Raw genomic sequence first — 26,663 nt, 5'->3', positions numbered from 1 at the left:
CAGTGCTGGTCATCCACGGGTTGTGGCTGCCCGGCGCCGGGCTCGCCCTGTGGGCCGAGGACAGCACGCTTCCGGCCCGCGCGCCCCGCCGACCAGGCCGCGCCCCGCGCGAGCGCCCGCACCCGTTCGCCGCCGGCCACGCCACGCTCGCCGCCGCGCTCGACGGCCCGCCCGGCGAGCCGATCTCCGTCCGGCTGGACCTGCCGACCCGGGCCGGCTCGCCGCTGGACTCGCCGGAGCTGGTCCGGGCCACCGTCGGGGAACCGGTCCGCGGCCCGGTCACCCGCGCCGGATGGCGGGCTCCCGCCCTGGGGTACGCCCCGGACGCCGCGTACGCGTTGCTGCGCGCGCCGCTGCCGGGCCCGGCCGGGGCGAGCCTGCGCCACCTGTGCGAGCTGGCCGACTTCGCCGCCGACCTGGTCGTACGCGGCCGGTTGCTGCCGGGCGTGCTGGAGGCGTACCCCGGTGGTGGACCCGACGGAGGGCCGGCCGGGACCGGCGGGCGGACCTCGGCGCGGCGGTCATCGGCGGCCTCGGGCGCGGCGTGGCCGGCCGGCTCGGGCGCGGGTGTCGGGGAGGCCGGCCGGCGGTTGCGGGCCGTAGGGGCGGGCGTGGCGGAAGCGGCCCCGGGTGCGGCCGGCTCGGGCGCGGGCGTCGCGGGGGCCGGGCGGCGGTTGCGGGCCGTGGGGGCGGACGACGTGGCGACGGGGTGGGCGCTTTGGCGGCCGCTGCTCACCGGCACCGACGCGGGCTGGGCACGCGACCTGGCGCTGGCGTCGCCACCGGCGGCCCGCGCCGCCCGGGAGTGGCGGCTGGAGTCCTGGAGTGCCCCTGGCGGCGAGGGTCCGGGCGCTGTCGTCGACCCGGCGTCGGCGGACGCACGGACGGGCGCCGCCGGGCCCGGGCCGGGGAGGTCCGCCCTGGGCGGCGGGCGCTCGCCGGGAGGGGCCGTCCGGGACGGCGGCGATCACGGCGCGGCGAGCGGCCCGGCGGACGACGTGTGGGGCGGGCGGGCCGCCGACATCGGGGCCGGTGAGCTGGTCGCGGAGGCGCTGGACGCGCTCGTCGACGCCGCCGCCCGGGTGGCGCTCGCCGACACCCGGCTGCACCGGGGGATGCGCCCGGTCGGCGCGGTGCCGCGCTGGCTGGCCGCGCTCACCGGACCCGAGCGCGCCTTCCCGGCCGAGCCGGCCGCGCTGGCGACGCTGCGCGAGGAACTGGACGCCTGGCAGCGCGACGCCGCGGGCGGCGCGGTACGGGCCACGTTCCGCCTCGTCGAGCCGGCCGTCGACCCGGTCGCCGAACTGGTCGAGGACGCCGTCTGGCGGGTCGATTTCGGCCTGCACCCGGCCGACGAGCCGGGGCTCGTGGTGGACGCCGCGCACATCTGGCAGCGGCCCGCGCCCGCGCTCGCCGCCCGGGGCGTGGAGCCACAGGAGACGCTCCTGGCCGAGCTGGGCCGGGCCAGCCGGCTGTGGCCCGAGGTGGACACCGCGCTGCGTACCGCCGCGCCCGAGGGCATGGAGCTGGACGCCGAGGGCGCGCACCGGTTCCTGCGCGAGGGCGCGCCGGTGCTGCACGCGGCCGGGTTCGGGGTGCTGCTGCCGTCGTGGTGGCGGCGTTCCTCGTCGCGGCTGGGGGCGCGGTTGCGGGCGCGCAGCCGTACCGCCCCGGGCGCTGTCGCCACCGCCGCCGGGAAGCTGGGGCTGGACGCGCTCGTCGACTACCGCTGGGAGCTGGCGCTCGGCGACCAGCCGCTGACCGCCGAGGAACTGGCGTCGCTGGCCGACCTGAAGTCGCCACTGGTCCGGCTGCGCGGCCGGTGGGTCGAGCTGGACCCGCAGCGGCTGGAGGCCGGGCTGAAGCTGCTGCGCTCCTCCGGTGAGCTGACGGTGGCCGACCTGCTGCGGATGGGACTGTCCGGTGACGACCGGGCCGCTGAGCTGCCGGTGCTGGACGTGGTCGCCGACGGCGCGCTGGGCGAACTGCTCGCCGGTGAGGCGGAACGGCGGCTCACCCCGGCCGACCCGCCGCCGGGCTTCAGCGGGACGCTGCGGCCGTACCAGCGGCGCGGGCTGGCCTGGCTGGCGTTCCTCCAGTCGCTCGGACTCGGCGGGATCCTCGCCGACGACATGGGGCTGGGCAAGACCGTGCAACTGCTCGCGCTGCTCGCCGGTGACCCGCCGGAGGCCGGGCCCACACTGCTGGTCTGTCCGATGTCGCTCGTCGGCAACTGGCAGCGCGAGGCCGCGAAGTTCGCGCCGGGGCTGCGCGTGCACGTGCACCACGGCGCCGAGCGCGCCCGGGGCGAGGGCTTCGCCGCCGCCGTGCAGGAGGCGGATCTGGTGCTCACCACGTACTCGGTGGCCGCCCGGGACGCGTTCGAGCTGGCCGGTGTCGACTGGCACCGGGTGGTGGTGGACGAGGCGCAGGCGATCAAGAACGCCGCGACCCGGCAGGCCGAGGCGGTCCGGTCGCTGCCCGCGCGGCACCGGGTCGCGGTCACCGGTACGCCCGTGGAGAACCGGCTCGCCGACCTCTGGTCGATCATGCAGTTCGCGAATCCGGGTCTGCTCGGACCGGCCGCGACGTTCCGCAAGCGCTTCGCCGAGCCGATCGAGCGGCACGGCGACGCCGAGGTGGCCGAGCGGCTGCGCCGGATCACCGGCCCGTTCGTGCTGCGCCGCCTCAAGACCGACCCGACGATCATCACCGACCTGCCGGAGAAGCTGGAGATGGAGGTGGTCTGCAACCTCACCGCCGAGCAGGCCGCGCTCTACCGCGCGGTGGTCGACGACATGATGGCGAAGATCGAGTCCAGCGACGGGATCGAACGGCGCGGGCTGGTGCTGGCCACCATGACCCGGCTCAAGCAGGTCTGCAACCATCCCGCCCAGTTGCTGCACGACGGCTCCGCGCTGGACGGCCGGTCCGGCAAGCTGGAACGCCTCGACGAGATCGTCGACGAGGTGCTCGCGGCGGGGGAGAAGGCGCTGCTGTTCACCCAGTACGCCGAGTTCGGCGGCATGCTGCGCGGGCACCTGTCGGCGCGTACCGGTCGGGAGGTGCTGCTGTTGCACGGCGGCGTCGGCAAGGCCGAACGGGACGCCATGGTGAACCGGTTCCAGTCGCCGCAGGGTCCGCCGCTGTTCGTCCTGTCGCTCAAGGCCGGCGGCACCGGGCTCACCCTGACCGCCGCCAACCACGTGGTGCACGTGGACCGGTGGTGGAACCCGGCCGTCGAGGACCAGGCCACCGACCGGGCGTTCCGGATCGGACAGCGCCGCCGCGTCCAGGTACGCAAGTTCGTCTGCGCCGGCACGGTCGAGGAGAAGGTGGCCGCGATGATCGCCGACAAGCGCAGCCTGGCCCGGTCGGTGGTGGGCAGCGGCGAGCAGTGGGTCACCGAGCTGTCCACGGACACACTGCGTGACCTGTTCCGGCTGGAGTCCGGGGCGGTGGTCGAGTGAGCCCCGGTTTTGACGACTACGGTCCGCCGGTACGGGTCGAGGGCGGCCTGCGGGCACGCAGCACCCGGGGCGCGATCGGGCAGTCCTGGTGGTCCCGGCGGTTCGTGGAGGTGCTGGAGTCGTTCGCGCTCGGCTCCCGGCTCACCCGCGGCCGGGCGTACGCGCGGCGGGGGCAGGTGCTCCGGCTGGACGTGTCGCCGGGGACTGTCACCGCCGAGGTGCAGGGCTCCCGGCCGCGGCCCTACCCGGTGCGGATCGGGCTGGCCGCGTACCCGGAGGAGACGTGGCGGCGGATCGAGGCCGAGCTGGCCGGGCAGGCGTTCTTCAGCGCCCGGCTGCTCGCCGGTGACCTGCCGGCCGAACTGGAGGAGCTGTTTGCCGAGGCGGGCGCGCCGCTGTTCCCGGCCGCGATCGGCGAGCTGGACCAGAGCTGCGGGTGCCCCGACTTCGCGGTGCCGTGCAAACATCTGGCGGCCACGTTCTACCTGCTCGCCGAGGCGTTCGACGCGGACCCGTTCCACCTGCTGCACTGGCGCGGCCGGTCCCGGACCGAACTGCTCGACCGGCTGCGTACGCTGCGCGGCGCCGACGCCGGTGGCGCGGGCGGAACCCGCGGCTCGGGCGGAGCCGGTGGTGCGGGCGGGGCCGGCGGGGCCGGCGGCTCGGGCGGGGCCGGTGGTGCGGGCGCGGAGCCGGCCGGTGTGCCGGTGGTCGGCGCGGCGCGGGCCCTGGCCGGGTTGCCGCCGGTCGAGGCGGACACCGAACCGGACCGGTTCTGGCTGGCTCCGGTGGCGCTGCCGGACCGGCCGCCCACGCTCGCCACCGGCCCGGAGCTGCTGCTGCGCCAGCTCGGTTCACCCGGTGCCGGGATCGGCGGGCCGGGCCTGGCCGAGCGGTTGCGCCGGGCGTACCGGGAGTTCGGCCGCGGCGAAGCCGCGCCCACCAGGGAGTTCGGTCGCGGCGAGGCCGCGCCCCCCAGGGAGTTCGGTCGCGGCGAGGCCGCGCCCCCCAGGGAGTTCAGCCGCGGCGAGGCCGCGCCCCCCAGGGAGTTCAGCCGCGGCGAGGCCACGTCCCCCAGGGAGTTCGGTCGCGCCGAGGGCGAGCGTTAATAAGGGGCCCTTCCTCTACCGGAGGCGTTAATAAGGGGCCCTTCCTTTCACCTAAAGGAGGCGGCGGCGGAAGTGCCACATCACCGCGGCGTTGGCGAGGAGCACCACCGCGCAGATCGCCCCGGCCAGCCGCCCGACGAGCACTGTCATCGCCGGCAGCGAGGCCCACAGCACGATCGTCAACAGCATCATGTATCGGCCCCGGCGGCCCTTGATCCGGTTGTCCAACCGGGCGAAGAAGCGTGGATCACTCTCCCGCAGACGACGGGTGATCTGTTCGAACCTGCGCTGATCCTCTTGGCTGAGCATGGCGGTGCCCTTCCCCTCACGGCTTCAGCGGTTCGGCGGCATACCCGGATCGGAGGCCGGTCACGCGCCGCCGCTGCTGCTGTTTCGGCGGACCGGACAGGCGGGACGGGGTTCTCAGCGCAGGCTTATCCGTACCTTAATTTTCGGTGAGGCGATGAACGCTCCCGGCGGCGTCGCCCGGGTGTGAAACCTCGCATCCGGGCGGTGCGCGCCCGGGTCGGCCCTGCTCCGGCGGCCCGCGGCGCCCCCGCCTCGGCGACGGGCCCTCCCCGGCGGGCCTGAGCACCGTCTTAAGTGCGCTCACGAGCGCGTTCGGCGCGCCTTGAGCGGCCGCGACGGCATGGCTACTTTCCCGTAGGCAACTCCTCCGGCAACCGTCGCCGCCCCTGCGCCACCCGGCCCCCCGGGTGGCAGGCGTGCCGGCGCTCGAAGAAAACGGGATAGGTACATGGCCGACCTGAACGTGCCACCGCGTCGACCCCGGGACGACCGCGGCTGGGACGGATACCAGCACCCCCATCCGGACGGGTACCGCGACCCGCACGCCGCGCCGTACGGCGGCGCTCACCCCGCCCCCTCGGGCCCGCAGTGGGTCGGGCCGAACGGCTTCGCCCCCGCCGCGCCGGCCCCCGCCGGCTACCCCCAGCCCGGCGGCTACGCCCAGCCCGCCGGCGGGTACGGCCCGCCGCCCGGCGGCGGACTGCCCGACCTGGACGACGACGGCGACGAGCCCCCGAAGCGTGGCCGCCGCCGGGCGCTCGCCACCCTCGGTGGCGCCGTCGTGGTCGCCGGTGGCGCCGCCCTGACCATGTCCCCGCAGGTGCGCGGCCTGTTCAGTGACGCGCCGGCCGGTGACGCCACCGGCACCGTCACCACCGACGGCAACGCGGCCCGGCCCAGCGGCCAGCAGCCCAGCACGGTACGGACCTACACCGAGCAGAACGAGAGCTACATGGGCTCCCGGGCCGGCGAGGCGCTCAAGCGCAACGCGCCGTCCGGTGGCCGGCTCTACGGCAGCCCGGCCGCCGCCGCCGAGGCGACCACGGTGACCGTCAAGACGGTGCTCGCCAAGGACCCGATCCGGCACCTCGCCACCCGCACCACGTTCGGCGCCACCCCGAAGGTGATGGCCGACATCAAGCGGCTCGGCATCGACGACTGGCTGCGCCAGCAGCTCGAACCGGAGAAGATCGCCCCGACGAAGGCCGAGCTGAAGCTGGCCGAGCTGCAGTCGCTCAAGCTCAGCCCGACGCAGCTGCGCGACCAGCGCGAGCAGCTCAACGAGAAGGGCGTCGACCCGGCCCGGGAGACGGTGGACGCCACCATCGCCCGGCAGATCTGGTCCGACCGGCAGCTGTTCGAGGTGATGGTCGACTTCTGGAACGACTTCCTGCACGTCGCTGCCGACTTCGACGGCGGGGAGAACTACCGCAACGCGTTCGACCGGGACGTCGTCCGCAAGCACGCGCTGGGCAGCTACCCGGAGATGCTCGTCGCCGCGAACAAGCACCCGGCGCTGCTGCTCTACCTGAACCAGGTCGACTCGCGTAAGGACGCGGTCAACGAGAACCTGGCCCGGGAGAACCTGGAGCTGTACTCGGTCGGCGTCGACGGCGGCTACACCGAGAAGGACGTCCGCCAGGCCGCGCTGCTCCAGACCGGACGCGGTGTCGCCGACGGCAAGTACAAGTTCTTCGCCGAGCGGCACTACCTCGGCAAGGTGAAGATCCTCGGGTTCAGCCACGCCAACAACTCCGACGACCCGGTGGCCGCCGACAAGGTCATCGACTCGTACATCCGCTACATCGCGATGCACCCGTCGACCGCGCGGTACGTGGCACAGAACCTCGCCACCCGGTTCGTCTCCGACACCCCGCCGAAGTCCGTGGTGGACCGGCTGGCCAAGGCGTACACCACCAACAAGGGGCAGATCCGGCCGGTGCTGGCGACGCTGTTCAGCTCCTCGGAGTTCTGGGCCGCGATCGGCCAGAAGGTACGCCGCCCGATGGAGTACCTGGTCGCCACGTACCGGGCGCTCGGCGTCTCGCCGGACGCGGCCCCCGGCTTCACCGGCGACAACCGGCGGACCCCGTTCGCGCAGGGCCTGCGGCAGGTCCAGGACAAGATGCGCGAACTCGGCCAGTACCCGATGGGCAAGCCCACCCCGGACGGCTACGCCGACGTCTACCTGGCCTGGACCTCCGCCGGCACGATGATCGACGGCTGGAACGAGGCCGGTGACCTGATCGGCGGCTGGCGCAAGCAGTTCACCTTCGTCAAGCCGGAGAAGCTGGTGGCGAAGCCGCCGGCCACCGCCGGGGCGTACGTGGACGCGCTGGCCCAGCGGCTGGTGCAGCAGAAGCTCAGCGCCAAGGAGAAGAAGCTGGTGCTCGCCGTGGCCGGCGTGGCCGAGAGCGCCAAGGTCGACGCCACCTTCAACGGGGCCATCGCCGCTGTCGCGCGGACGATCCTCGCGTCCCCCCAGCACCACCTCCGGTGAGGCATTCGATGGAGATGACCGTGAACCCGTACCCCCTGCACCCCGAATGCCCCGACCTGCGGCGGCTGGCCGACAACCCGGCCGAGGCGCTGCTGCGCGCGGAGGCGGACATCGTCGCGGCCGAGAACGCGGCCGAGACCGACCGGTACCGCCGGCTGGAGGAGATCGAGGAGGCGCAGCAGGACGGCCGGGGCGTCACCCGGCGTACCTTCGTCGCCGGTGCCGCCGCGACCGCGACCGCACTCGCGACGGCGCAGTTCGTCACCACCTCGGCGTCGTTCGCCGCGACCAAGACCGGCACGCTGATCCACGTCTTCCTCTACGGCGGACTGGACGGGCTGAGCCTGGTCGCACCGGCGAACGACCCGGTGCTCGCCAAGGCGCGCCCCGACCTGCTGCTGGGCGACGACTCGCTGGCGCTGGCCCGCGGCTTCAAGCTCACCAGCGCGTTCGCCCCGCTGGACAAGTGGCTCAAGGCCGGGCAGCTCGGCTTCGTGCCGGCCGTGTCCGACCCGCGGCTGTCCCGCAGCCACTTCCAGGCCGCCGACGCGTGCAACCTGGGCGGCCTGCCGGGTGAGACCGGCGGCCGGGGCTGGCTGGACAGCCTGGTCGACTCGCTCGGCAAGGGCACCGCGTTCCGCAGCGTCGGCATCGGCAGCACGCTGCCCCGCTCGCTGGTCGGCGTGAACGGCGCGATCTCCCTCAACAGCGTCGGCGACCTGCGGCTCAACGGCGACGACAAGTACCGGGCGGCCACCGAGAAGGCCATCCGCGGCCTGTTCACCGGCATCAACCACCCGGTCGAGGAGGCGGTGCAGGAGGGCATGGGCGCGCTGGCCACCGCGCAGAAGCTCGCCGCGAAGCCGTACGCCGCCGCCGAGGGCGTCGAGTACCAGGGCGTCGGGAACGCGTTCAAGCAGCTCGCCCAGCTCATCAAGGGCGGCGCGAACGTGCGGGTGGCGACGGTCGGCATGGGCGGCTACGACACCCACGAGAACCAGGGCACCCGCGAGGGCGGCCAGCTCTGGCGGCGGCTCAACGAACTCGCAGGCGCGATGGCCGCGTTCTTCACCGACCTGGGCGACCGGGCGGCGGACGTGACCATCATGGTGTCCAGCGAGTTCGGCCGGCGGGTCGGCTCGAACGGCGGCGGCACCGACCACGGGCACGGCGGCGTGGTCACCGTGCTGTCTGGCCGCAAGCTGGCCGGTTCGCTGCTCGGCACCTGGAACGGGCTGGACAAGCTGGACAGCGGCGACGTGCCGGAATACAACAACATGTTCAACGTCTACGGATCCGTCGCGCAGGGCCGCTTCGGCCTGACCACCGCCCAGGTGGACAAGGTCTTCCCCCGGCAGAAGTTCACCCCGGTCAAGATCTACGCGTGACGTACCAGGACACCCGCGGCGCCGGCCGCCGTACCGGGCATCCCGCCCCGTACGGCGGCCGTCCGGCTGCCCCCGTACCCCCGGGTCGTCCGCGCCGCGGACCCGGCGGCCGGCGTGCGCTCGCCGCGGTCTTCTGGCTGGGCCTGGTCGCCGCGGTCCTGCCGTGGTGGCTGGACACCCCGGCCGGATCGCTCGCCGACACCGCCGACCTGCTCACCGCGGGCGGCCGGATCACCGGGCTGCTCGCCGGTTACCTGCTGCTGGTCCAGGTGCTGGTGATGAGCCGGCTCGGCGTGCTGGAACGCGCGCTCGGCGGCGAGCGGATCTCCCGGCTGCACCGGGACCTCGGCGCGACGCTGCTGGTGGCGGTGCTCGCGCACATGTCGCTGCTGGTGGTCGGCTACTCCCGCCAGGAACGCAAGACGGTGCTCGGTGAGGTCGGCGCGCTGCTGACCGACTACGAGGACATGGTCTCCGCGTTCGTCGCCGCGGGCATCCTGGTCGCCGTCGCGTTCACCGCGGTACGCGCCGTGCGGCGCCGCCTGCCGTACGAGCTGTGGCACCTGCTGCACGCCGCCAGCTACCTCACGCTGCTGCTCGGCTACGCGCACCAGTTCAGCAACGGCGCGCAGCTCTACGAGCCCGGCCCGGTGCGTACCGGCTGGATCGCCGCGTACCTGCTGGTCGTGGCCGCGCTGGTGTGGGGCCGGATGCTCGCCCCGCTGGTGTTCAACCTGCGGCACCGGCTGCGGGTCGCCGACGTGGTGGCGGAAAGCCCGGACACCGTCTCGGTCTACCTGACCGGGCAGCGGCTCAACCAGATCGACCTGCTCGGCGGCCAGTTCTTCCGCTGGCGCTTCCTCAACCCCGGCTGCTGGTGGCAGTCGCACCCGTTCTCCGTCTCCGCCGCCGCCAACGACAGGTGGCTGCGGATCACCGTCAAGGTCGTCGGCGGGTACACCGCCGAGCTGCGCGACCTCACGCCCGGCACCCGGGTCTGGGCGCAGGGCCCCTCCGGTACGTTCACCGCCGCGCACCGCACCCGGGAGCGGGCGCTGCTCATCGCCGGGGGCAGCGGCATCGCGCCGCTGCGGGCGATGCTGGAGGAACTGCCGCCCGGCGCGGCGCTGATCTACCGGGCGCGTACCCCGGCCGACGTGCTGCTGCACCAGGAGCTGGACTGGCTCGCGCAGGCCCGGCAGACCTCCGTCTGGTATGTCGTCGGCAGCCGCGACGACCCGGGCCCCCGCCAGGTGATGAACCCCGAGGGCCTGCGCCGCCTCGTGCCCGACCTGACCCGCCGCGACGTCTACCTGTGCGGCCCGGGCGGCCTGGTCGACGAGGCAGTCGCCGCGCTGCGGGCGGCGGGCGTGCCCCGCCGCCAGATCCACCTGACCGCGTTCGAGCTGTAGGAGAGGCACCGCCATGCGTCGCGCGCTGCTCGCGATCACCGGCCTGGCCGCCGGCACCACCGCGCTGGTGGTGCTCAAGGGCGCGCCGGGCGCCGGGCAGGCCGGAGCGGACGTACCGGCCGCGCTGGCCCCGGTCGCCCCCGGCGGCTCGGCCGCGCCCGAACCGCCGTCGCCCACCGGCTCCGCGCCCGGCGACGTCACCCCGTCGCCGCGCGCCTCGTCGAAGCCGGCACCCAAGCCGTCCGCCGACCGCAGCGCGGCCAGCCGGGGCGGCACGCGCACCACGCCCGCCGCGCCGCGGACCACCACCAGCGCGCCGAAGGTCACCACCCGCACGGTGACCGGGCCGTCGGTCACCTACGAGTACGGCTCGCTCCAGGTCCGGATCACGCTCAGCGGCAGCCGGATCGTCGACGCCACGGCGATCGGCCTGCCGCTGGGCGGACAGTCCGGGCAGCGCAGCGACGACGTGCAGGCCCGCTACAGCGGCACCTCCGGTGAGGTGGTGGCCCGGCAGAGCGCCAACCTGAGCACCGTGTCCGGGGCCACCTACACCAGCACCGCGTACAAGCAGTCGTTGCAGGCCGCGCTGGACAAGGCGTGACCGTGCCGGTTCATGCCGGTGCCGCCGCCGTCGGTCCCGGTCCGTCCGCCCGGCGCGGCCTTCGCCGGGTCGAACACGTCATGGGTACGGCGATCAGCCTCGACCTGGCCGACGACCTGCCCGCGCCCACGCTGCACGAGCTGGCCGAGGACACGTTCGGCTGGCTGCGCGAGGTGGACGCGCGGTTCAGCACGTACCGCGACGACAGCGAGGTGTGCCGCATCGACCGGGGCGAGCTGCGGGTTGCCGACGCCTCCGCCGACCTGCGGGCCGTGCTGGCCGCCTGCGCCGACCTGTGGACCGCCACCGACGGCTTCTTCGACGCGTACGCGACCGGTCGCCTCGACCCGTCCGGCTACGTGAAGGGCTGGGCGGCGCAGGTCGCCTCGGACCGGCTGGTCGCCGCGGGCGCGCCGAACCACTGCGTGAACGCGGGCGGCGACGTGCGGGTACGCGGCCACGACGCGACAGGCGAGCCGTGGCGGATCGGGGTGCGGCATCCGTGGGACGCGGCGGCGACCTGTCTGGTGCTGACCGGCACCGACCTGGCGGTCGCCACCTCCGGCGTGTACGAGCGCGGCCACCACGTGCTGGACCCGCGCCGGGGCGTACCGGCGACGGGGCTGCGCTCGGTGACTGTGGTGGGTCCGGACCTGGGGGTGGCCGACGCGTACGCGACAGCGGCGGTGGCGATGGGCGAGCCGGGCCTGGCCTGGCTGGACCGCCTACCGTCCCCGTGGCGGCACGCCGTGGTAACGGACGAAGCCCACCAACACCACTCCCGCACCCTCCCCACCTGATCCCCGTCCGGCCCCGCCTCTGCGCGGTGATCAAGGAGTTTGTGTCCTCCAGAGCGTGCTGGGTGGACACAAACTCCTTGATCAACTGGCGGTGGGCGGGGGTGCGGGCGACGACGGATGGAGAGACAGGGGGTGGGTCAGCGGAGGGGGCGGTGGAGGATGGCGGGGCGGGAACCGGTGGGGCGGGGACGGCCGGGGCGCACGCCCAGCGGCCGGGTGAAGGCCCACGGGTGCAGGCGGCGGCGGGGCCGCGCCGGCTCGGTACCGCCGGTGTGGCGGGCAGCGTCGTCCCTGGACATGGTCAAACCCCCGCTCTGGCGCACGCGCGCCTTCGCCAGGAACAACGAGCCCGGTGCAGGGGAGGTCGCTGTCGGCCACCCGTCCGGGTCACCGAACCCGCCGTGACCAGGGAGGACGCTCGGCGTCGGGGGCGCGCACCGCAGCCCATCGGACGGGTGCTGGGACGTCAGCGGCCCCGGCGGGGCAGCGGGAGATGGCCGGGGAACAGGTCGGCGCCGAACGTGACGCCGGCCGCCCGTAACGCGGCGATCAGCGCGTTCTGCACCAGGTAGGAGTCGGGTAGCTGCCAGCGTGCCTGCTCCGGGGCGACCACCCAGCGCACCGGCCCCTCGGGCAGCCGGGTCGGTGGCGCCGGGATCCACGAGCCGGGTCCGTGGCGTACCACGTGGAAGCAGTGCTCCAGCTCGGGCCGCAGCGGGTCGCCGGGGCGGACCAGGAACATCCAGCGGCCGGTCGGGGTGACCAGCGCCGGGCCGCGTACGCCGAAGCCGGCGGGGTGGGTGGCGACCATTTCCAGGACCTGCCGGCCCAGGTGGGCGGCGACCTCCAGGACGTCGAAGGCGCGGCCGGTGGGCAGCAGGATGCCGTGCGGGCGGTTGCGCCACCAGGTGGCCACCCGGGCCGGGTCGGCGGTGGCGGCGTGCTCCCAGTCCTCAAGCGCCGGGTGGCAGCCCACTGTGGGACAGCCGGCCCGGCCGCAGACGAAGCGGCTGTTCGCCAGGCAGGCGCCGGGGGTGACCGGCCAGCCGTGCAGCGCATACCGCACCGCGACGCGGCGCAGCCGGACCCGCTCCAGCGGCGACAGGTGAGCGACGTGCGGTCGGACGTTCCTCCACATGTCTGCCGTCCTCTCTGGTCCTGCCGAAGCGTCCACAAGCCACACGTCGAAAGCCGTCACTGCCGTAACCCACGCTCGTTGAGGTGACTAACGGTCGGTGCAACTTGCACGAAAACTACGAGAACTGGCTGGACGGTGGACGCACAACCTGTGCGATCGGCGCGAGCCTGAGGGACGTGGGGGGACCGGCTGGCGCCGTGAGGGGGAGGGAGCGGGGATGGACGAACTGCCCATAGGCCGGCGGGTGGCGTACTGGCGGAGCCGCCGCAAGATGTCCCAGCAGGTCTTCGCCGACCGGCTCGGGAAGTCCAAGAGCTGGGTGGACAAGGTGGAGCGCGGCGTCCGCCGGCTGGACAAGTTCTCCGTGCTCTACGAGATCGCCGACATCCTCCAGATCGACGTGCAGTTGCTGCACGGCAAGGACCCGGAACGGCGTATCGACGCGCTCAACTGCATCGACCAGGTCGAGGTGGAGGAGATCCGCACCGCCCTGGAGCGGTACGACTCGATGAGCGCCTACTTCGACGCGGCGCCCTACCCTCCGCCGCTGGCCGACATGCGCAAGGCCGTGAACCACGCCTGGCTCACCTACCAGTACGGCCGCTACGGCATGCTCACCCGCGCGCTGCCCAAGCTGCTGCGCGACGCCCAGGCGGCGGACGCCGGATACGCCGCCGACGACCAGGTACGCGAGGCCGCCCACCTGCTCGGGCAGGTCTACCAGATCGCCTCCTCGGTGCTGCGCAAGCTCGGCGAGTGCGACCTCGCCTGGCTCGCCGCCGACCGGTCGATGGCGGTGGCCCAGCGCGCCGACGACCCGCTGCTGGCCGGCATCGCCACCACGCGGGTCTGCAACGCGCTCGTCGCGATGGGCCGCCCCCGCCCCGCGCTGGAGCTGAACGTCCGCATCGCGGGCCGGCTCGCGCCCGGCGGCGACAACGACGTCCGGCCGGAACGGCTCTCCGTGTACGGGATGCTGCTGCTCCAGGGCGCGATGGCGGCCGCCCGGATCGGTGACTCGGCGACAGTGGACGACCTGCTGGCCGGGGCCGGCGAGGCGGCCGTCATGCTCGGCGGCGACCACAACCACTACTGGACCTCCTTCGGCCCGACCAACCTGGAGCTGCACCGCGCGGCGGCGGCGGTCGAGCTGGGCGACGGCGGCCGGGCGGTGGAGACCCACATGCGGCTGTCCGAGCCGGCGTTCAACGCGCTGCTGCCGGAGCGGCGCGCGCACCACCTGCTCGACCTGGCCCGGGGCTACTCCCAGATCGGTGACGTCGCCAACGCCGGGGACATGCTGCTGCGCGGTGACCGGCTCGCGCCCTCCGAGATCCGGTGCCGGCCGATAGCGCACGAGTTGATGTCCGAGATTCTCCGTCGCACACGTGGTGCGCCGCCTCCGCCGATCGCGGAGTTGGCTGAGCACATGGGAGTCGGAGTATGAGCGGTCCGGAGACCGCCAACGGGCACCGGCGGGTGCTCTACGTCATCGCCTGCGGTTCGCCGCTGGCCCGTCACGTCGGCCGGCTGGTCGACCTCGCCCAGCGGGAGGACTGGACGGTCTGCGTGGTCACCACGCCGGACGGCGCGAAGTTCGTCGACCGGACGGAGCTGGCCCGGCAGACCGGCCACCCGGTCCGTACGCACTACAAGAACCCGGGTGACCCGGATGTGCTGCCCCCGGCCGACGCGATGCTGGTGTGCCCGGCCACCGTCAACACGATCAACAAGTGGGCGGTCGGCATCACCGACACCCTGGCGCTCGGGCTGCTGGTCGAGGCGCAGGGGATGGGGGTGCCGATCGCTGCCGTCCCGTACACGAACGAGGCGATGGCCGCGCACCCGGCGTTCCGGGCCAGCCTCGACCGGCTCGGGCAGTGGGGCGTCCGGGTGGTGTTCGGCGACCACGTCGTACGCCTGCACCCGCCCGGCACGGGGGACCGGCGCGCGGACGCCTTCCCCTGGGACGCCGGCCTGGCCGCCCTGCGCGGCGCGGACCGGCCGGTCGCCCCGGTCGGCTGAGAGGCGCGATGGGCACGGCCCTCGGCGGACGCCGGGGGCCGCGCCCGGCGGCGGTCGGCGTGTACCGGCCCGGACGCCGGTAAGCTGGCCGCCCGTGAGCACAACCGGATCGCCGCACACCGTCGCCGACGTGGTGGCCGCCCTGGACCGCCGTTACCCGCCCGCCTGGGCCGAGGAGTGGGACCGGGTCGGCCTGGTGCTGGGCGAGCCCGACCACCCCGTACGCCGGGTCGCCTGCGTGGTCGACGTGGTCCCGGAGACCGTGGACGAGGCGCTCGACGCCGGCGCGGACATGATCGTCGCGCACCACCCGCTGCTGCTGCGCGGCGTCTCCTCGGTGGCCGCCACCACGTACAAGGGCCGGATCGTGCACCGGTTGATCAAGGCGGACGTCGCGCTGCACGTGGCGCACACCAACGCCGACGTGGCCGATCCCGGCGTGTCCGACGCGCTCGCCGCCCGGTTCGGGCTCACCGGGCTGCGCCCGCTGGCCCCGCCCCGCCCCGGCTCGCCCGCCGCCGGGCCCGGCCGGGGCATCGGCCGCATCGGCGAACTGCCCACCCCGATGACGCTCGCCGAGCTGACCCGGCTGGCCGCCGCCGTGCTCCCGGTCACCGCCTGGGGAGTTCGCGCCGCCGGGGATCCCGGGCGTATGGTTCGTACCCTCGCCGTCAGCGGCGGCTCGGGGGACGGCTTCCTCGCCGAGGCGACCGCGGCCGGGGTGGACGCGTTCCTCACCGCGGACCTGCGCCACCACCCGGCCGGGGAACACCTCGCCGCCGGTGGCCCGGCGCTGCTGGACGCCGCCCACTGGGCGACGGAGCGACCCTGGCTGGACGACCTGGCCGCCTACCTGGCCGCCGAGCTGGACGTCGAGACCGTGGTGTCCGACCTGGACACCGACCCGTGGACCGTGCACGCCGCCGCGCCCCGGCCGGACGACAAGGAGCCCCGACGTGAAGGCTGACCCGAAGGTGCAGCGCCGCCTGCTCGACCTCCAGGCGATCGACACCGCGCTGGCCCAGCTCGCGCACCGCCGCCGCACCCTGCCGGAGCGCGCCGAGCTGGAGGCCCTCGCGCGTGAGCTGTCCGCGCTGGAGGACGAGCGCGTCCGCGCCCAGGTGGCAGTCGACGACCTGGACCGGGACATCGCCCGGATCGAGAAGGACGTCGACCAGGTGCGGGCGCGCAAGAGCAAGGACGAGGCCCGGCTGGCCTCGGGCAGCGGCCCGGCCCGCGAGCTGGAGGCGATCCAGCACGAGCTGGTCTCGCTGAACCGCCGGCAGAGCGACCTGGAGGACGCCGAGCTGGAGCTGATGGAGCAGCGGGAGACCGCGCAGGGCGTGCTCGACGGCATCGAGAGCCGGCTTGCCGAGGCCCGCGAGCGCCGCGCCGCGACCGAGCAGCGCCGCGACGACACCCTGGCGGAGATCGCCAAGGAGGAGGAGTTCAAGCGCACCTCCCGCCAGCCGCTCGCCGGTGACCTCCCGTCGGACCTGGTCGGTCTCTACGACAAGATCCGTGAGGACACCGGCATGGGCGCCGCGCTGCTCACCGGAGGCCGCTGCGGCGGCTGCCGGCTGGAGCTGTCCGGCGCCGACCTGGCCCGGATCCGCAAGGCCGACCCGGACGACGTGGTCCGCTGCGAGGAGTGCCGGCGGATCATGGTCCGGACCAACGAGTCGGGACTGTAGCCGTCGTGGCGGTGCGCGCGGTCGTGATCGAGGCCGACGGCGGCTCCCGTGGCAATCCCGGCCCGGCCGGCTACGGCGCCGTGGTCCGCGACCCGGGCACCGGCGAGGTGCTGGCCGAACGGTCCGAGTCGATCGGTACGGCGACGAACAACGTGGCCGAGTACCGGGGCCTGATCGCCGGGCTGGAGGCCGCCGCCGAGCTGGGCGCGGCCGAGGTCGAGGCGCGGATGGACTCCAAGCTGGTGGTCGAGCAGATGTGCGGCCGCTGGCAGATCAAGCACCCCGGGCTGCGTCCGCTCGCCGCCCAGGCGGCCGGGCTGGTCAGCCGGTTCGCCGCCGTACGGTTCACCTGGATCCCCCGGGAGCGCAACCGGCACGCCGACGCCCTGGCCAACGCCGCCATGGACGCCGCCGCGTCCGGCGCCGCACCGGCAGCGGTGGCGGCCGAGGCGCGGGAGGCGACTGTCGTACGCGCCACCGGCACCGACCCGGCCACCACGCCCGCCTCCTGGGAGCCGCGCCCGACCGAGGAGGCCACCCGGCTGATCCTGGTGCGGCACGGGGAGACCGAGCGCACCGTGCAGAAGCGCTACTCCGGCCGGGGCGACGTGCCGCTCACCGAGCGGGGCCGGGCCCAGGCCCGGGCCACCGCCGCCCGGGTGGCCGCGCTGGCGCCGTCCGTCGCCGCAGTGGTCAGTTCCCCGCTGTCCCGGTGTACGGCCACCGCCGAGGCGGTCGCCGCGCAGGTCGGCAACCCGCCGGTACGCACCGACGACGACCTGATCGAGTGCGACTTCGGCGTCTGGGAGGGGCACACGTTCGCCGAGGTACGCGAGGGCTGGGCGGCCGAACTGGACGCCTGGCTCGCCTCCACCGGGGTCGCGCCGCCGCGGGGCGAGTCGTTCGTGACAGTCGCCGAGCGGACCGGCCGGGCGGTCGACCGGCTGCGGTCGGCGTACCCGGGGGAGACGGTCGTGGTGGTCTCCCACGTCTCGCCGATCAAGCTGGTGCTGCGCGACGCGCTCGCCGCCGGCGACGCGTTCCTGCACCGGCTCTACCTGGACACGGCCGGTATCTCGGTGCTGGACCTGTACCCGGACGGCGGCGTCGCGGTCCGCTCGGTCAACGACACCTCGCACCTCACGCACGTCTGAGGCCGCTCGGCGCATGCCGGCGGCCGTTCGGCGCATCAGCATCCTCCGATCGGACGTGACCCCTGTCACAGGGTCGTAGCCTCCGGCCGTCACATGGCCCGCTACGAATGCCCGGAGGGTGTCACATGGCCGAACCGGAACCGGAGGCGCTCGACACGGCGCGATCCAGGGCGAAGGACAAGAGTCCCTGGAACTGGTTGCTCTTCATCCCGATCGTGGTGCCGCTGATCCCGGCACTGTTCAACGCCGACTCGCCCCGGCTGTTCGGGTTCCCGCGTTTCTACTGGCTGCAACTGGCCTGGATCCTGCTGGGCGTCGGCACCACCACGCTGGTCTACCAGATGACCAAGAAGCGGGGTGACCACTGATGTGGCGGGACCACCTCACCGAGATCATCGTATTCACGCTGCTGTTCCTGCTGGTCAGTGCCATGGGTTTCGTTGCTGCCCGGTGGCGCAGACCGACGGACATGGCCCACCTGGACGAGTGGGGACTGGGCGGGCGCAGCTTCGGCGGCTGGATCACCTGGTTCCTGGTCGGCGGTGACCTCTACACCGCGTACACGTTCGTGGCGGTCCCGGCGCTGATCTTCGGGGCCGGCGCGGCGGGCTTCTTCGCGGTGCCGTACACGATCGTCATCTACCCGCTGGTGTTCCTGGTGCTGTGCCGGCTCTGGTCGGTCTCGCACCGGCACGGATTCGTCACCCCGGCCGACTTCGTCCGCAACCGGTTCGGCTCGCCGATCCTGGCGCTGCTGGTCGCGATCACCGGCATCGTGGCCACCATGCCGTACATCGCGCTGCAACTGGTCGGCATCGAGGCGGTGCTCAAGACCATGGGCGTCACCGGGGACAGCGCGCTGGCCCGGCACCTGCCGATCATCATCGCGTTCGCCATCCTGGCCGCGTACACGTACCAGTCCGGGCTGCGCGCCCCGGCGCTGATCGCGTTCGTCAAGGACTCGCTGATCTACATCGTGATCCTGGTCGCGGTGATCTGGCTGCCGTACAAGCTCGGCGGCTGGGGCGCCATCTTCGACGCGGCCGACGCGAAGTTCCAGGCGTCACCCGCGCCCGGCGACGGCATCCTGCTCAACCAGAACAACCAGATCCAGTACGTGACGCTGGCGTTCGGCTCGGCGCTGGCGCTGTTCCTCTACCCGCACAGCATCACCGGCGTGCTGGCCAGCCGGAACCGCGACGTGATCAAGCGGAACATGTCCGCGCTGCCCGCGTACAGCCTGCTCCTGGGGTTGATCGCGCTGCTCGGCTACATGGCCATCGCGGCGAACGTGAAGCCGCTGCCCGGTGCGAAGGAGGGCACGACCGACGGCAACACTGTGGTGCCGCTGCTGTTCGACCAGCAGTTCCCGGACTGGTTCGCCGGGGTGGCGTACGCGGCCATCGGCATCGGCGCGCTGGTCCCTGCGGCGATCATGTCGATCGCGGCGGCGAACCTGTTCACCCGCAACATCTACAAGGAGTATCTGAAGCGGGACGCCACCCCGGCGCAGGAGGCGAACGTCTCGAAGATCACCTCGCTGGTGGTGAAGGTCGGGGCGGTGGCCTGCATCGTCTTCCTCGACCCGCAGTTCTCCATCGACCTCCAGCTCATCGGCGGCGTGATCATCCTCCAGACGCTGCCGGCGGTGGCGCTGGGCCTCTACACCCGCTGGTTCCACAGGGGCGCGCTGATCGCCGGCTGGGCGGCCGGCATGGGCCTGGGCATGTGGATGCTCTACCAGATCGGCAACCCGGCGACCGGGAAGAAGCACTTCGCCGGGTCGGCGTTCCCGCTGGAGAAGTTCGGCTTCGACACGCCGAAGACCATCTACGTGGGCATCGTGGCGGTGCTGGTGAACCTGGTGGTGGCCGCGCTGCTCACGCTGGTGCTGCGTGCCGCGAAGGTGGCCGACGGGCCGGACGGCACCGCGCCGGACGACTACTTCGCCGACGAGGGCGACCCGCGCGTCACACCCACCGCCGATCGCACCGACTCCGCCCCGGAACCGGTCGCGTGAAAGGAAGGGCCCCTTATTAACGCATTCTGCATAATAAGGGGCCCTTCCTAACACCTCAGCGGCGACGGTTGCGCGTGTCGAGCGCCTCGTTGAGGCGGTGCAACATGTCCGCCAGCGTCTCCCGGTCCGCCTCGGGCCAGGCGGCGAGGATGTCGCCGTACAGCCGGGTGCGTGCCGCCCGGACGGCGGCCATCCGCTGGAGCCCGGCCGCCGTCGCGGAGATCACCGTGCCGCGCCCGTCGGCCGGGTCGGGGGTACGCGAGATCAGCCCGTCGCGCTGGAGCGCGGAGACCTGCCGGGTGACAGTGGAGCCGTCCAGGTTCAGCCGCGCGGCGAGCGCCGAGACGTTCTGCGGGCCGGCCGCGTCCAGGTGGCGCAGGATCACGTACGCGGCGCGGTCCAGCAGCCGGTGCTCCGTGGTGCCGGTGCCCCGGCGGGTGGCCTCGCCCAGGCGCATCAGCAGCGCGACCTCTGTTTCGATCCGGCCGAGGGTGACCTCGGCTGCGTGGACGTCCTCGCTCATAGCTGTATGATACAAGAAAAATGCCTGTACCATACAGCTATCTGGGAGGTTGCGGAGTGGATCGCCGATCCGAGCCCAACCGCAGTGCCATCTACGCCACCACGCTCGTGGCGTTCCTCGCCATCGCCGGCATCGCCGTGGTCGACCCGATCCTGCCCGCCATCGGCGAGGCCATCGGCGTCACCGCCTGGCAGGTCGAGCTGCTCTTCACCGCGTACATCGCGGTCATGGCCGTCGGCATGATCCCGGCGACGCTCGCCAGCGGACGGTTCGGTTTCAAGCCGGTGCTCGTCACCGGCGTCTCGGTGGTCGGCCTGGCCGCCATCGGCGCCTCGTTCAGCAACGACATCGTGCAACTCTCCGTGCTGCGCGGCGTCTGGGGTCTGGGCAACGCGATGTTCTTCGCCACCGCCATGGTGGTGCTGGTCAACCTGGCGAACGACAGGGAATGGGTGGTCGGCCTGTTCGAGACCGCCCTCGGGCTCGGCTTCGCGGTCGGCCCGCTGATCGGCGGCCTGCTCGGCGAGGTGAGCTGGCGGCTGCCGTTCTTCGTCTGCGGCGTGTTCATGGTGCTGGCGCTCGGCGTCGCCGCCCGCAAGCTGCGCGAACCGGCGAACAAGCAACAGCCGGTACGCCTCGGCCAGATCTTCGCCACCTACCGCAGACCCGCGTTCGTGACGCTGTGCGTGGTCACCGCCGCGTACAACTTCGTCTTCTTCGTCGTGCTCGGCTACACGCCGCTGTTCCTGCGCCTCGACGTCATCCCGCTGGGCCTCGCGTTCACCGGCTGGGGTCTCGGCCTGGCGGCCGGCATCCTGCTGATCGGGCACCGGCTCGCCCACCGCATCGGCGCGGTGCAGACAGTCGGCGTCGCCCTGCTCGGCCTGCTGGTCTGCATGGTCCTGTTCGCCACCTCCACCGGCACCGCCATGTCGCTCGTCGTCCTCGTCGTCACCGGCCTGTTCATGGGCCTCGCCAACGCCAACCTGACCGACCTGGCACTGGGGCTCGGCTCCGCCGACCGGCGCGTCGCCACCGGCGCGTTCAACCTGGTCCGCTGGGGCGCCGCCGCGCCCGCGCCGATCATCTCCGGCAAGCTGGCCGAGCACGGCCTCGCGCTGCCGTTCTGGGTCGGCTTCGGTGTGCTCGCCGCCGGTGTGCTCGCCTATCTCGCGTTCGGTCACCTGATGGCGGCCGGTTACGGCGAACGGGTCATCTGGAACCGGGCCGCCCGCCGGGCCGAACACGCACCGGAGGAGCCGGTGGGGGAGGCCTACTGACCGGAGCCGGTCGCGCCCTTGTCCGGGCTGGACCTGAGGCCGCCGGCGCGGCCCCGGCCCGGCCCTCGGTCCGGCCCGGCGGGGTCAGGTCAGCGCACGCCACAGCAGGTAGAACCCGATGGCCGTGCCGAACACCACGATCACCGTCTTCAACACCACCTGCGGAAGCCGGCGGGCCAGCCGCGCGCCCGCGTACCCGCCGAACAGGGTGGCCGGCGCGACCACCGCGACGGCCGCCCAGTTCACCGGGCCGAACAGGGCGAACACCACGAGCGTGGTCAGCCCCACCACGGCCGAGAGCAGGTTCTTCACCGCCGACACCCGGGCCAGCGTCGCGTCCAGCACCAGCGCCAACCCGGCCACCAGCATCACCCCGAGGGCCGCGCCGAAGTAGCCTCCGTACACAGTGCCGAGCGCGACCATGATCTGCACCGTGACGGTACGGCGGCGCGCGCCCAACCGTTCCGGATGGCCGACCAGCCGGCGCAGCGGACCCTGGAACGCGAGTACGGCGGTCGCGCCCAGCACGAGGAACGGCACCACCAGCTCGAACGCGCGCGCCGGGGTCGCCAGCAGCAGCGCGCACCCGGCGATCGTGCCGATGACGGCGGTGGGCAGCAGCGACCACAGCTCCCGACCGCGCGGCAGGTCCACCCGGCTGCCCGCCACGCTCGCCACGTACCCCGGGAAGACCGACACCGAGTTCGAGACGTTCGCCGCCACCGGCGGCAGGCCGGTGGCGATCATCGCCGGGAAGGTGATCAGGGAGCCCCCACCGGCCACCGCGTTCACAGTGCCCGCGGCGAGACCGGCGGCGAGCAGGAGCGCGGCGTCGGAGAGATCCATGGTCCCCCGAGGCTAGTACGCTCGCGGCCCGGTCGAACGCCCCGGCCCGGCCTCGGCCCGGCCCCGGCCCGGGCTGCCGGGGTGGCTGGCCTGCCCGGGCGGCTGGGCCGCCCGGGCGGCTGGCGGCCGCCAGTTCGGGGAAGTGGCTGTATCGCGGGCCGGTTGATGCCGCCACCTCGCCGAAGTGGCGGACGCGCGATGGCGTGCCGGGGCGGAAATGGGCGCGACCGGTGCGTCGTTAGGATGAGAGCGCGACGGACGAGTCGACCGGGCGGTCGCGTCGACGGGCTCCGGCCTGTCGCCGAGGAACGTCCGGACTCCACAGGGCAGGGTGGTTGCTAACGGCAACCCGGGGTGACCCGCGGGACAGTGCCACAGAAAACAGACCGCCGGCCCGTAACGGGACGGTAAGGGTGAAACGGTGGGGTAAGAGCCCACCAGCACCCCGGGTGACCGGGGTGGCTCGGTAAACCCCACCCGGAGCAAGGCCAAGAAAGGGCCGTCACCGCAAGATGACGACCCGCGCAGACGCTTGAGGGCTGCCCGCCCGATGTCTGCGGGTAGGCCGCTGGAGCCTGCCGGCAACGGCAGGCCGAGATGGATGGCCGCCGCCGGTGCGCCTACGGGCGTGCCGGGCACAGAATCCGGCGTACAGGTCGACTCGTCCGTCGCCCCTGCCTCGCGGACGAGGCCGAGTTCCCGCCGTCCCAGGGGGCGCCACAGCACCGTCGTTACGTCGCTGGTCACGTCGCCCCCGCTGCCGTTGTCGGTCGTGATACCGGACAGCCCCGCCGGATCGAACATTCGCAGCACCTCGTGCCCGTTCAGTGTGAGGTTTGCAGATGACCGCGCCGCCTGGAGGAGCGGAACTGAGCGCGTGACGGAGACTTCCGGATCTTGCCCCGACCACCGACCACTGTCAGGCTTCGAAGATGACCTTGCTCAGACTGATCGAGACCACTCCCGGACAGTATTCGCTGCTGCTGGATGCCGGGACTACTCCAGTCGACAGTGTGATCGGGGAGCTTGGTCACGAGCCCAACGGGTACTTCTGGGCAGGCGTCGCGGCGGTTCTTGTCAGCACCGAGGCTCCGACGCTCGAAGGTCGATTCGCCTACGACCCCGAGGCCGGCATGTTCTGCGCCTACGGTGCCGATCGAGGCGCGCTGCAAGAGCTGGAGGCCTTGATGAACGCGGTCGCCACCAACGGCCGACGCATGCGGCGGCTGGTCACTGACGCCGAAGCGCGCGGGTTCGAGTTCGACGACTGACAGCTGAAGCCGGCGGCTGACGAGGGAGACGTGGCGCTCCACGCAATGTCCACCCGGCAACCTCCTCGACGATCACGAGGCCGTGGCTCCGGAGTGGCCGCCGAATTCGCAGGAGTGCCAGGCGGTTGTGGCGCTGGCATCGACCGCCCGTCACTTGTCGCGGCGGGCTGACGGGAGGAGAGGCGATGGCGGACGTGCCGGTCGACGTGCCGTCGCCCCTGCGCGGGTGCATCGCCTTCTGCGAGGTCGAGTCACGTCGGACTTCTTGAACCACCGCACACATGACGAGGTCGCGCGGCGTGAGTTGCTGGACTTCCCGGCCGCGCTCGACGTCGGACTGGTTGCCGGCGATGCGTCCGTCAGCGGTGCTGACACCTAGGGAGCCGGTGGTCGGTCCGGGAGCGGCCGGGCGCCCCGGGGCCGTCAGGACTTGCGATGATCCGGTGATGACCTCCTACGTGTCCCACACCACCGTGGACTGTGCCGACGCCTTCGCCCTGTCCCGCTGGTGGGCAGCCGTCCTCGACTACCGGGAGGACCCGGACGACCCGAACGAGCCGGGCCACGAGGAGTGCATGATCTATTCGCGGGACGGGCGGCACCGGCTGCTGTTCATCGAGGTGCCGGACGCGAAGCAGGTGAAGAACCGTATCCACCTCGACCTGCGCCCGGTCGAGGGGACGTGCGACGAGGAACTGGCCCGGCTGACCGGGCTGGGCGCGGCAGTGGTGGCCGACCGGCGTGAGCCCGACGGCACCGGCTGGGTGGTGCTCGCCGACCCGGAGGGCAACGAGTTCTGCATCCTCCGCAGCGACGCCGAGGTGGCCGCCACCCGATCGTGACAGCGACCGAACGGTCGCCCGCCCCCAGCCCCAGCCATCGATCTTGGAGTTGTGGCACCTCTCGAACTTCGCGGATGGGGGCGTTCTGGGCGCCACAACGCCCAAGATCGACGGGCGCGGGCGGAGAGGGGAGCCGGCGACGGCGGGGATGGCGCGGGGAGTGAGGGCTCGTGTGGCACGCTGCGGTGGTGATCGAGCTTGCGGACATCCAGGCGGCCGCCGACCGGATCGCCGACGTCGTCGTGCACACCCCGACCGTGCCCAGCCCGGGACTGACCGAGCTGCTCGGCGTACCGGTCACCGCCAAGCTGGAGCTGCTGCAACGTACCGGCTCGTTCAAGGCCCGGGGCGCGGCGGCGAAGCTGCTCGCGCTGGACGACGCGGAGCGTGCGGCCGGGGTGGTAGCGGTCAGCGGCGGCAACCACGGCATCGCGGTCGCGGTGATGGCCGGCGCGCTCGGGGTGGCGGCGACAGTGGTCATGCCCCGGACGGCGCCCGCCCGCGCGGTCGAGGTGGCCCGCGCCGCGGGGGCGGACGTACGGCTGACCGAGGACATGGTCGGCGCGTTCGCGCTGATGAACCGGCTGCGGGACGAGGGCGTCACGCTGCTGCACCCGTTCGACGACCCGATTGTGCTCGCCGGGCAGGGCACTGTCGGGCTGGAGTTCGCCGACGACGCCGGTGAGCTGACCGACGTGCTGGTCAGCATCGGCGGGGGCGCGCTGATCTCGGGTGTGGCGGCGGCGCTGCGGGCGCGCCGGCCGGGGGTACGGATCTGGGGTGTGGAGACCGACGGCGCGCAGGCGATGTCGCAGGCACTGGCGAAGGGCGGCCCGGTCGAGGTGCCGCTGTCGTCGATCGTCACCACGCTCAGCGCGCCGAGCGTCTCGCAGCTCACCTACGACCATGTGACGGCGCTGGTCAGCGACGTCCTCGTGGTCTCCGACGCCGAGGCGGTGCGGGGCACGCTGGAACTGGCCGAGCGCGCCAAGGTGTGGGCCGAGCCCGCTGCCGGGTGCCTGCTTCCTGCCGCCCGCCGGGTGGTCGAGCGGGTGGGCGACGACGCCCGGATCGGCCTGGTGGTCTGCGGCGGGAACGCCACGGTCGCCGACGTGACCGCGTGGGCCGGCCGGTTCGGCGTCTGACAGGCGTACCCACCGCCGAGCCGCGCGACCGCCGAGGCAAGCGCGCGACCGCCGCGCCACATCAGCGACGGAACCCGGGGGTACGCCGGTCGCCTCCGGTCCGGACGGGTGGCACCGGGACGACCGGCGTACGTCAGGACGTGGCCGGGCTGACGCCGTCGAGCAGTTCGGCGAGCCGGGCCGCTGTGGTCGGGGCGTGCAGGTGCAGCCGCGCCACGTTGATGCTGTCCGTGCCGATCACGGCGAGCAGCGCCTCTCCGTTGATCGCGTAGACGCTGAGGTAGCCGCCCGCGTTGCGCACCGTGGACTGCTGGAAGTCGCCCTGTCCGAGCCGGAACCCGACCTGGCGGCCGAGTCCGTACATGGTGGCGGCGAGCGCGGCCAGGTCGTCCGGGTCGGCGCCGTTCTGCAGGTTGTGCGTGACGAGCAGGCCGTCGACGCCACCGAGGACGCAGCCGTGCACGCCGGGGATCTGCAACCGCAGCACGGAGAGTTCCTGGCCGATGGCCGGGTACGGCAGCGCCGGATTGCCGGCCAGCGACTGTGGCAGCGCGCGCGGCGGCGGCAGAGTGCCGGCCTGGGGGCGGGTACGGCGGGGGAGGTCGTCCACCCGGCTCACAGTTCCAGGCTCTCCTCGATCGTGCGCAGTTGGTGCCGCGCCATCGCGAGGTTGGCCCGGCTCTTGCTCACCATCAGGTAGAGGAACAGGCCCTTGCCGGTGCGGTTGCTCAGCGGGCGGATCAGGTGGTACTGGCTGCCGAGCGTGATCAGGATGTCCTCGATCTCGTCGTCGAGCTTGAGCATCTCGATGGTGCGCAGCTTGGCGCGTACGACGTCGGTGTTGCCGGCTGCGGCGACGGTCAGGTCGATCTCGCCGGTGCCCCCGGCGACGCCGAGTGTCATGCCGCTTGTGTAGTCGACGAGCGCGGCCCCGATCGCGCCGTCGATGTTCATCGCGTTCTTCAGCGCGATGTCAAGGTTGCCCACGATTTTCTCTCCCCAGCTCGGGCCGCTGTCCGCCGGAGCGGGCGGGCAGCGGATACGGTCCGTCGAGGCTCGCATATGGAGTCGCGACCTGCATCCGGACCGCTGATGATCCACCTGAGCGGTCCCTCCCGGACCGGCCACCGGTC

The 26,663-nt window shown here is 73.3% G+C and carries 23 protein-coding genes, 1 other RNA gene and 1 pseudogene; 19 read left to right on the top strand and 6 right to left on the bottom strand.

Annotated features, from left to right (window positions below; translation table 11 throughout):
• Positions 1-2 precede the first annotated feature (2 nt).
• A complete protein-coding gene (locus O7622_RS25930) occupies positions 3-3,470 on the top strand; it encodes a DEAD/DEAH box helicase (RefSeq protein WP_282310761.1) in 3,468 nt (1,155 codons plus the stop codon).
• Positions 3,467-4,384 (top strand): annotated as a pseudogene (locus O7622_RS25925) (SWIM zinc finger family protein); the annotation flags it as partial. The gene O7622_RS25930 and the pseudogene O7622_RS25925, both read left to right, overlap by 4 nt.
• A gap of 246 nt (positions 4,385-4,630) precedes the next feature.
• Here O7622_RS25925 and O7622_RS25920 read toward each other — a convergent pair.
• Entirely contained in the window at positions 4,631-4,888 is a 258-nt protein-coding gene (locus O7622_RS25920) for a DUF3040 domain-containing protein (RefSeq protein WP_282310760.1), read from the bottom strand.
• Positions 4,889-5,336: 448 nt separating this feature from the next.
• On the opposite strand from O7622_RS25920, the gene O7622_RS25915 reads away from it, so the two are divergent.
• The 5 genes from O7622_RS25915 to O7622_RS25895 all read left to right on the top strand — a co-directional run bounded on the left by O7622_RS25915 (position 5,337) and on the right by O7622_RS25895 (position 11,592).
• Complete coding sequence (locus O7622_RS25915) at positions 5,337-7,388, top strand: DUF1800 domain-containing protein (protein ID WP_282310759.1); 2,052 nt, start codon at positions 5,337-5,339, stop codon at positions 7,386-7,388.
• Between the two features lie 14 nt (positions 7,389-7,402).
• On the top strand, positions 7,403-8,776 hold the full coding sequence (locus O7622_RS25910) for a DUF1501 domain-containing protein (RefSeq protein WP_282314229.1): 1,374 nt from the start codon (positions 7,403-7,405) through the stop codon (positions 8,774-8,776).
• The gene (locus O7622_RS25905; RefSeq protein WP_282310758.1) at positions 8,773-10,188 is read left to right on the top strand and encodes a ferric reductase-like transmembrane domain-containing protein; all 1,416 of its coding nucleotides are present in this window, start codon (positions 8,773-8,775) and stop codon (positions 10,186-10,188) included. The genes O7622_RS25910 and O7622_RS25905 overlap by 4 nt, the downstream gene beginning before the upstream one ends.
• Before the next feature lie 13 nt (positions 10,189-10,201).
• Positions 10,202-10,792, top strand: a complete 591-nt coding sequence (locus O7622_RS25900) for an FMN-binding protein (RefSeq protein WP_282310757.1) — start codon at positions 10,202-10,204, stop codon at positions 10,790-10,792.
• Positions 10,793-10,872: 80 nt separating this feature from the next.
• Positions 10,873-11,592, top strand: a complete 720-nt coding sequence (locus tag O7622_RS25895) for an FAD:protein FMN transferase (protein ID WP_282310756.1) — start codon at positions 10,873-10,875, stop codon at positions 11,590-11,592.
• 466 nt (positions 11,593-12,058) lie between these two features.
• Here O7622_RS25895 and O7622_RS25890 read toward each other — a convergent pair whose 3' ends face one another.
• Complete coding sequence (locus tag O7622_RS25890; RefSeq protein ID WP_282310755.1) at positions 12,059-12,730, bottom strand: bifunctional DNA primase/polymerase; 672 nt, start codon at positions 12,728-12,730, stop codon at positions 12,059-12,061.
• A 217-nt stretch (positions 12,731-12,947) separates the two neighbouring features.
• Between O7622_RS25890 and O7622_RS25885 the strand changes: the two genes are divergently transcribed.
• From O7622_RS25885 to O7622_RS25855, 7 genes are all read left to right on the top strand, one after another.
• Entirely contained in the window at positions 12,948-14,177 is a 1,230-nt protein-coding gene (locus tag O7622_RS25885; protein WP_282310754.1) for a helix-turn-helix domain-containing protein, read from the top strand.
• Positions 14,174-14,755 carry a flavoprotein gene (locus O7622_RS25880; protein ID WP_282310753.1) on the top strand — a complete coding sequence of 194 codons (582 nt, stop codon included), beginning with the start codon at positions 14,174-14,176 and terminating at the stop codon, positions 14,753-14,755. The genes O7622_RS25885 and O7622_RS25880 overlap by 4 nt, the downstream gene beginning before the upstream one ends.
• 94 nt (positions 14,756-14,849) lie before the next feature.
• Positions 14,850-15,722, top strand: a complete 873-nt coding sequence (locus O7622_RS25875; RefSeq protein WP_282310752.1) for a Nif3-like dinuclear metal center hexameric protein — start codon at positions 14,850-14,852, stop codon at positions 15,720-15,722.
• Complete coding sequence (locus tag O7622_RS25870; RefSeq protein ID WP_282310751.1) at positions 15,712-16,449, top strand: C4-type zinc ribbon domain-containing protein; 738 nt, start codon at positions 15,712-15,714, stop codon at positions 16,447-16,449. Before O7622_RS25875 ends, O7622_RS25870 begins: the two co-directional genes overlap by 11 nt.
• Positions 16,450-16,454: 5 nt before the next feature.
• A complete protein-coding gene (locus O7622_RS25865) occupies positions 16,455-17,603 on the top strand; it encodes a bifunctional RNase H/acid phosphatase (RefSeq protein ID WP_282310750.1) in 1,149 nt (382 codons plus the stop codon).
• Positions 17,604-17,728: 125 nt separating this feature from the next.
• The gene (locus O7622_RS25860) at positions 17,729-17,971 is read left to right on the top strand and encodes a DUF3311 domain-containing protein (RefSeq protein WP_282310749.1); all 243 of its coding nucleotides are present in this window, start codon (positions 17,729-17,731) and stop codon (positions 17,969-17,971) included.
• Complete coding sequence (locus O7622_RS25855) at positions 17,971-19,623, top strand: sodium:solute symporter (RefSeq protein ID WP_282310748.1); 1,653 nt, start codon at positions 17,971-17,973, stop codon at positions 19,621-19,623. Before O7622_RS25860 ends, O7622_RS25855 begins: the two co-directional genes overlap by 1 nt.
• 55 nt (positions 19,624-19,678) lie before the next feature.
• Here the strand turns inward: O7622_RS25855 and O7622_RS25850 are convergent, their stop codons facing one another.
• Positions 19,679-20,146, bottom strand: coding sequence for a MarR family transcriptional regulator (locus tag O7622_RS25850; RefSeq protein ID WP_282310747.1), 468 nt, complete (start codon positions 20,144-20,146; stop codon positions 19,679-19,681).
• Between the two features lie 56 nt (positions 20,147-20,202).
• Between O7622_RS25850 and O7622_RS25845 the strand changes: the two genes are divergently transcribed.
• Positions 20,203-21,426, top strand: coding sequence for an MFS transporter (locus O7622_RS25845; protein WP_282310746.1), 1,224 nt, complete (start codon positions 20,203-20,205; stop codon positions 21,424-21,426).
• 84 nt (positions 21,427-21,510) lie between these two features.
• Here O7622_RS25845 and O7622_RS25840 read toward each other — a convergent pair whose 3' ends face one another.
• Entirely contained in the window at positions 21,511-22,272 is a 762-nt protein-coding gene (locus O7622_RS25840; RefSeq protein ID WP_282310745.1) for a sulfite exporter TauE/SafE family protein, read from the bottom strand.
• A 259-nt stretch (positions 22,273-22,531) separates the two neighbouring features.
• On the opposite strand from O7622_RS25840, the gene rnpB reads away from it, so the two are divergent.
• From rnpB to O7622_RS25820, 4 genes are all read left to right on the top strand, one after another.
• Positions 22,532-22,940: RNase P RNA component class A (gene rnpB, locus O7622_RS25835), an RNA gene on the top strand.
• 264 nt (positions 22,941-23,204) lie between these two features.
• Complete coding sequence (locus O7622_RS25830; RefSeq protein WP_282310744.1) at positions 23,205-23,543, top strand: immunity 51 family protein; 339 nt, start codon at positions 23,205-23,207, stop codon at positions 23,541-23,543.
• A gap of 446 nt (positions 23,544-23,989) precedes the next feature.
• Positions 23,990-24,385 (top strand): VOC family protein, encoded by a 396-nt coding sequence (locus O7622_RS25825; protein WP_282310743.1) that lies wholly within the window; start codon positions 23,990-23,992, stop codon positions 24,383-24,385.
• 188 nt (positions 24,386-24,573) lie between these two features.
• Positions 24,574-25,530, top strand: coding sequence for a threonine/serine dehydratase (locus O7622_RS25820; protein WP_282310742.1), 957 nt, complete (start codon positions 24,574-24,576; stop codon positions 25,528-25,530).
• A 133-nt stretch (positions 25,531-25,663) separates the two neighbouring features.
• Here O7622_RS25820 and O7622_RS25815 read toward each other — a convergent pair whose 3' ends face one another.
• Together O7622_RS25815 and O7622_RS25810 are read right to left on the bottom strand one after the other, a co-directional pair.
• On the bottom strand, positions 25,664-26,149 hold the full coding sequence (locus tag O7622_RS25815) for a roadblock/LC7 domain-containing protein (protein WP_282310741.1): 486 nt from the start codon (positions 26,147-26,149) through the stop codon (positions 25,664-25,666).
• Positions 26,146-26,517, bottom strand: coding sequence for a hypothetical protein (locus tag O7622_RS25810; protein WP_013287772.1), 372 nt, complete (start codon positions 26,515-26,517; stop codon positions 26,146-26,148). The genes O7622_RS25815 and O7622_RS25810 overlap by 4 nt, the downstream gene beginning before the upstream one ends.
• Between the last annotated feature and the right edge of the window lie 146 nt (positions 26,518-26,663).

The sequence above is a fragment of the Micromonospora sp. WMMD1076 genome (assembly GCF_029581475.1).
Classification (GTDB): domain Bacteria; phylum Actinomycetota; class Actinomycetes; order Mycobacteriales; family Micromonosporaceae; genus Micromonospora; species Micromonospora aurantiaca.
This window is presented reverse-complemented; position numbering and strand designations above follow the sequence as displayed.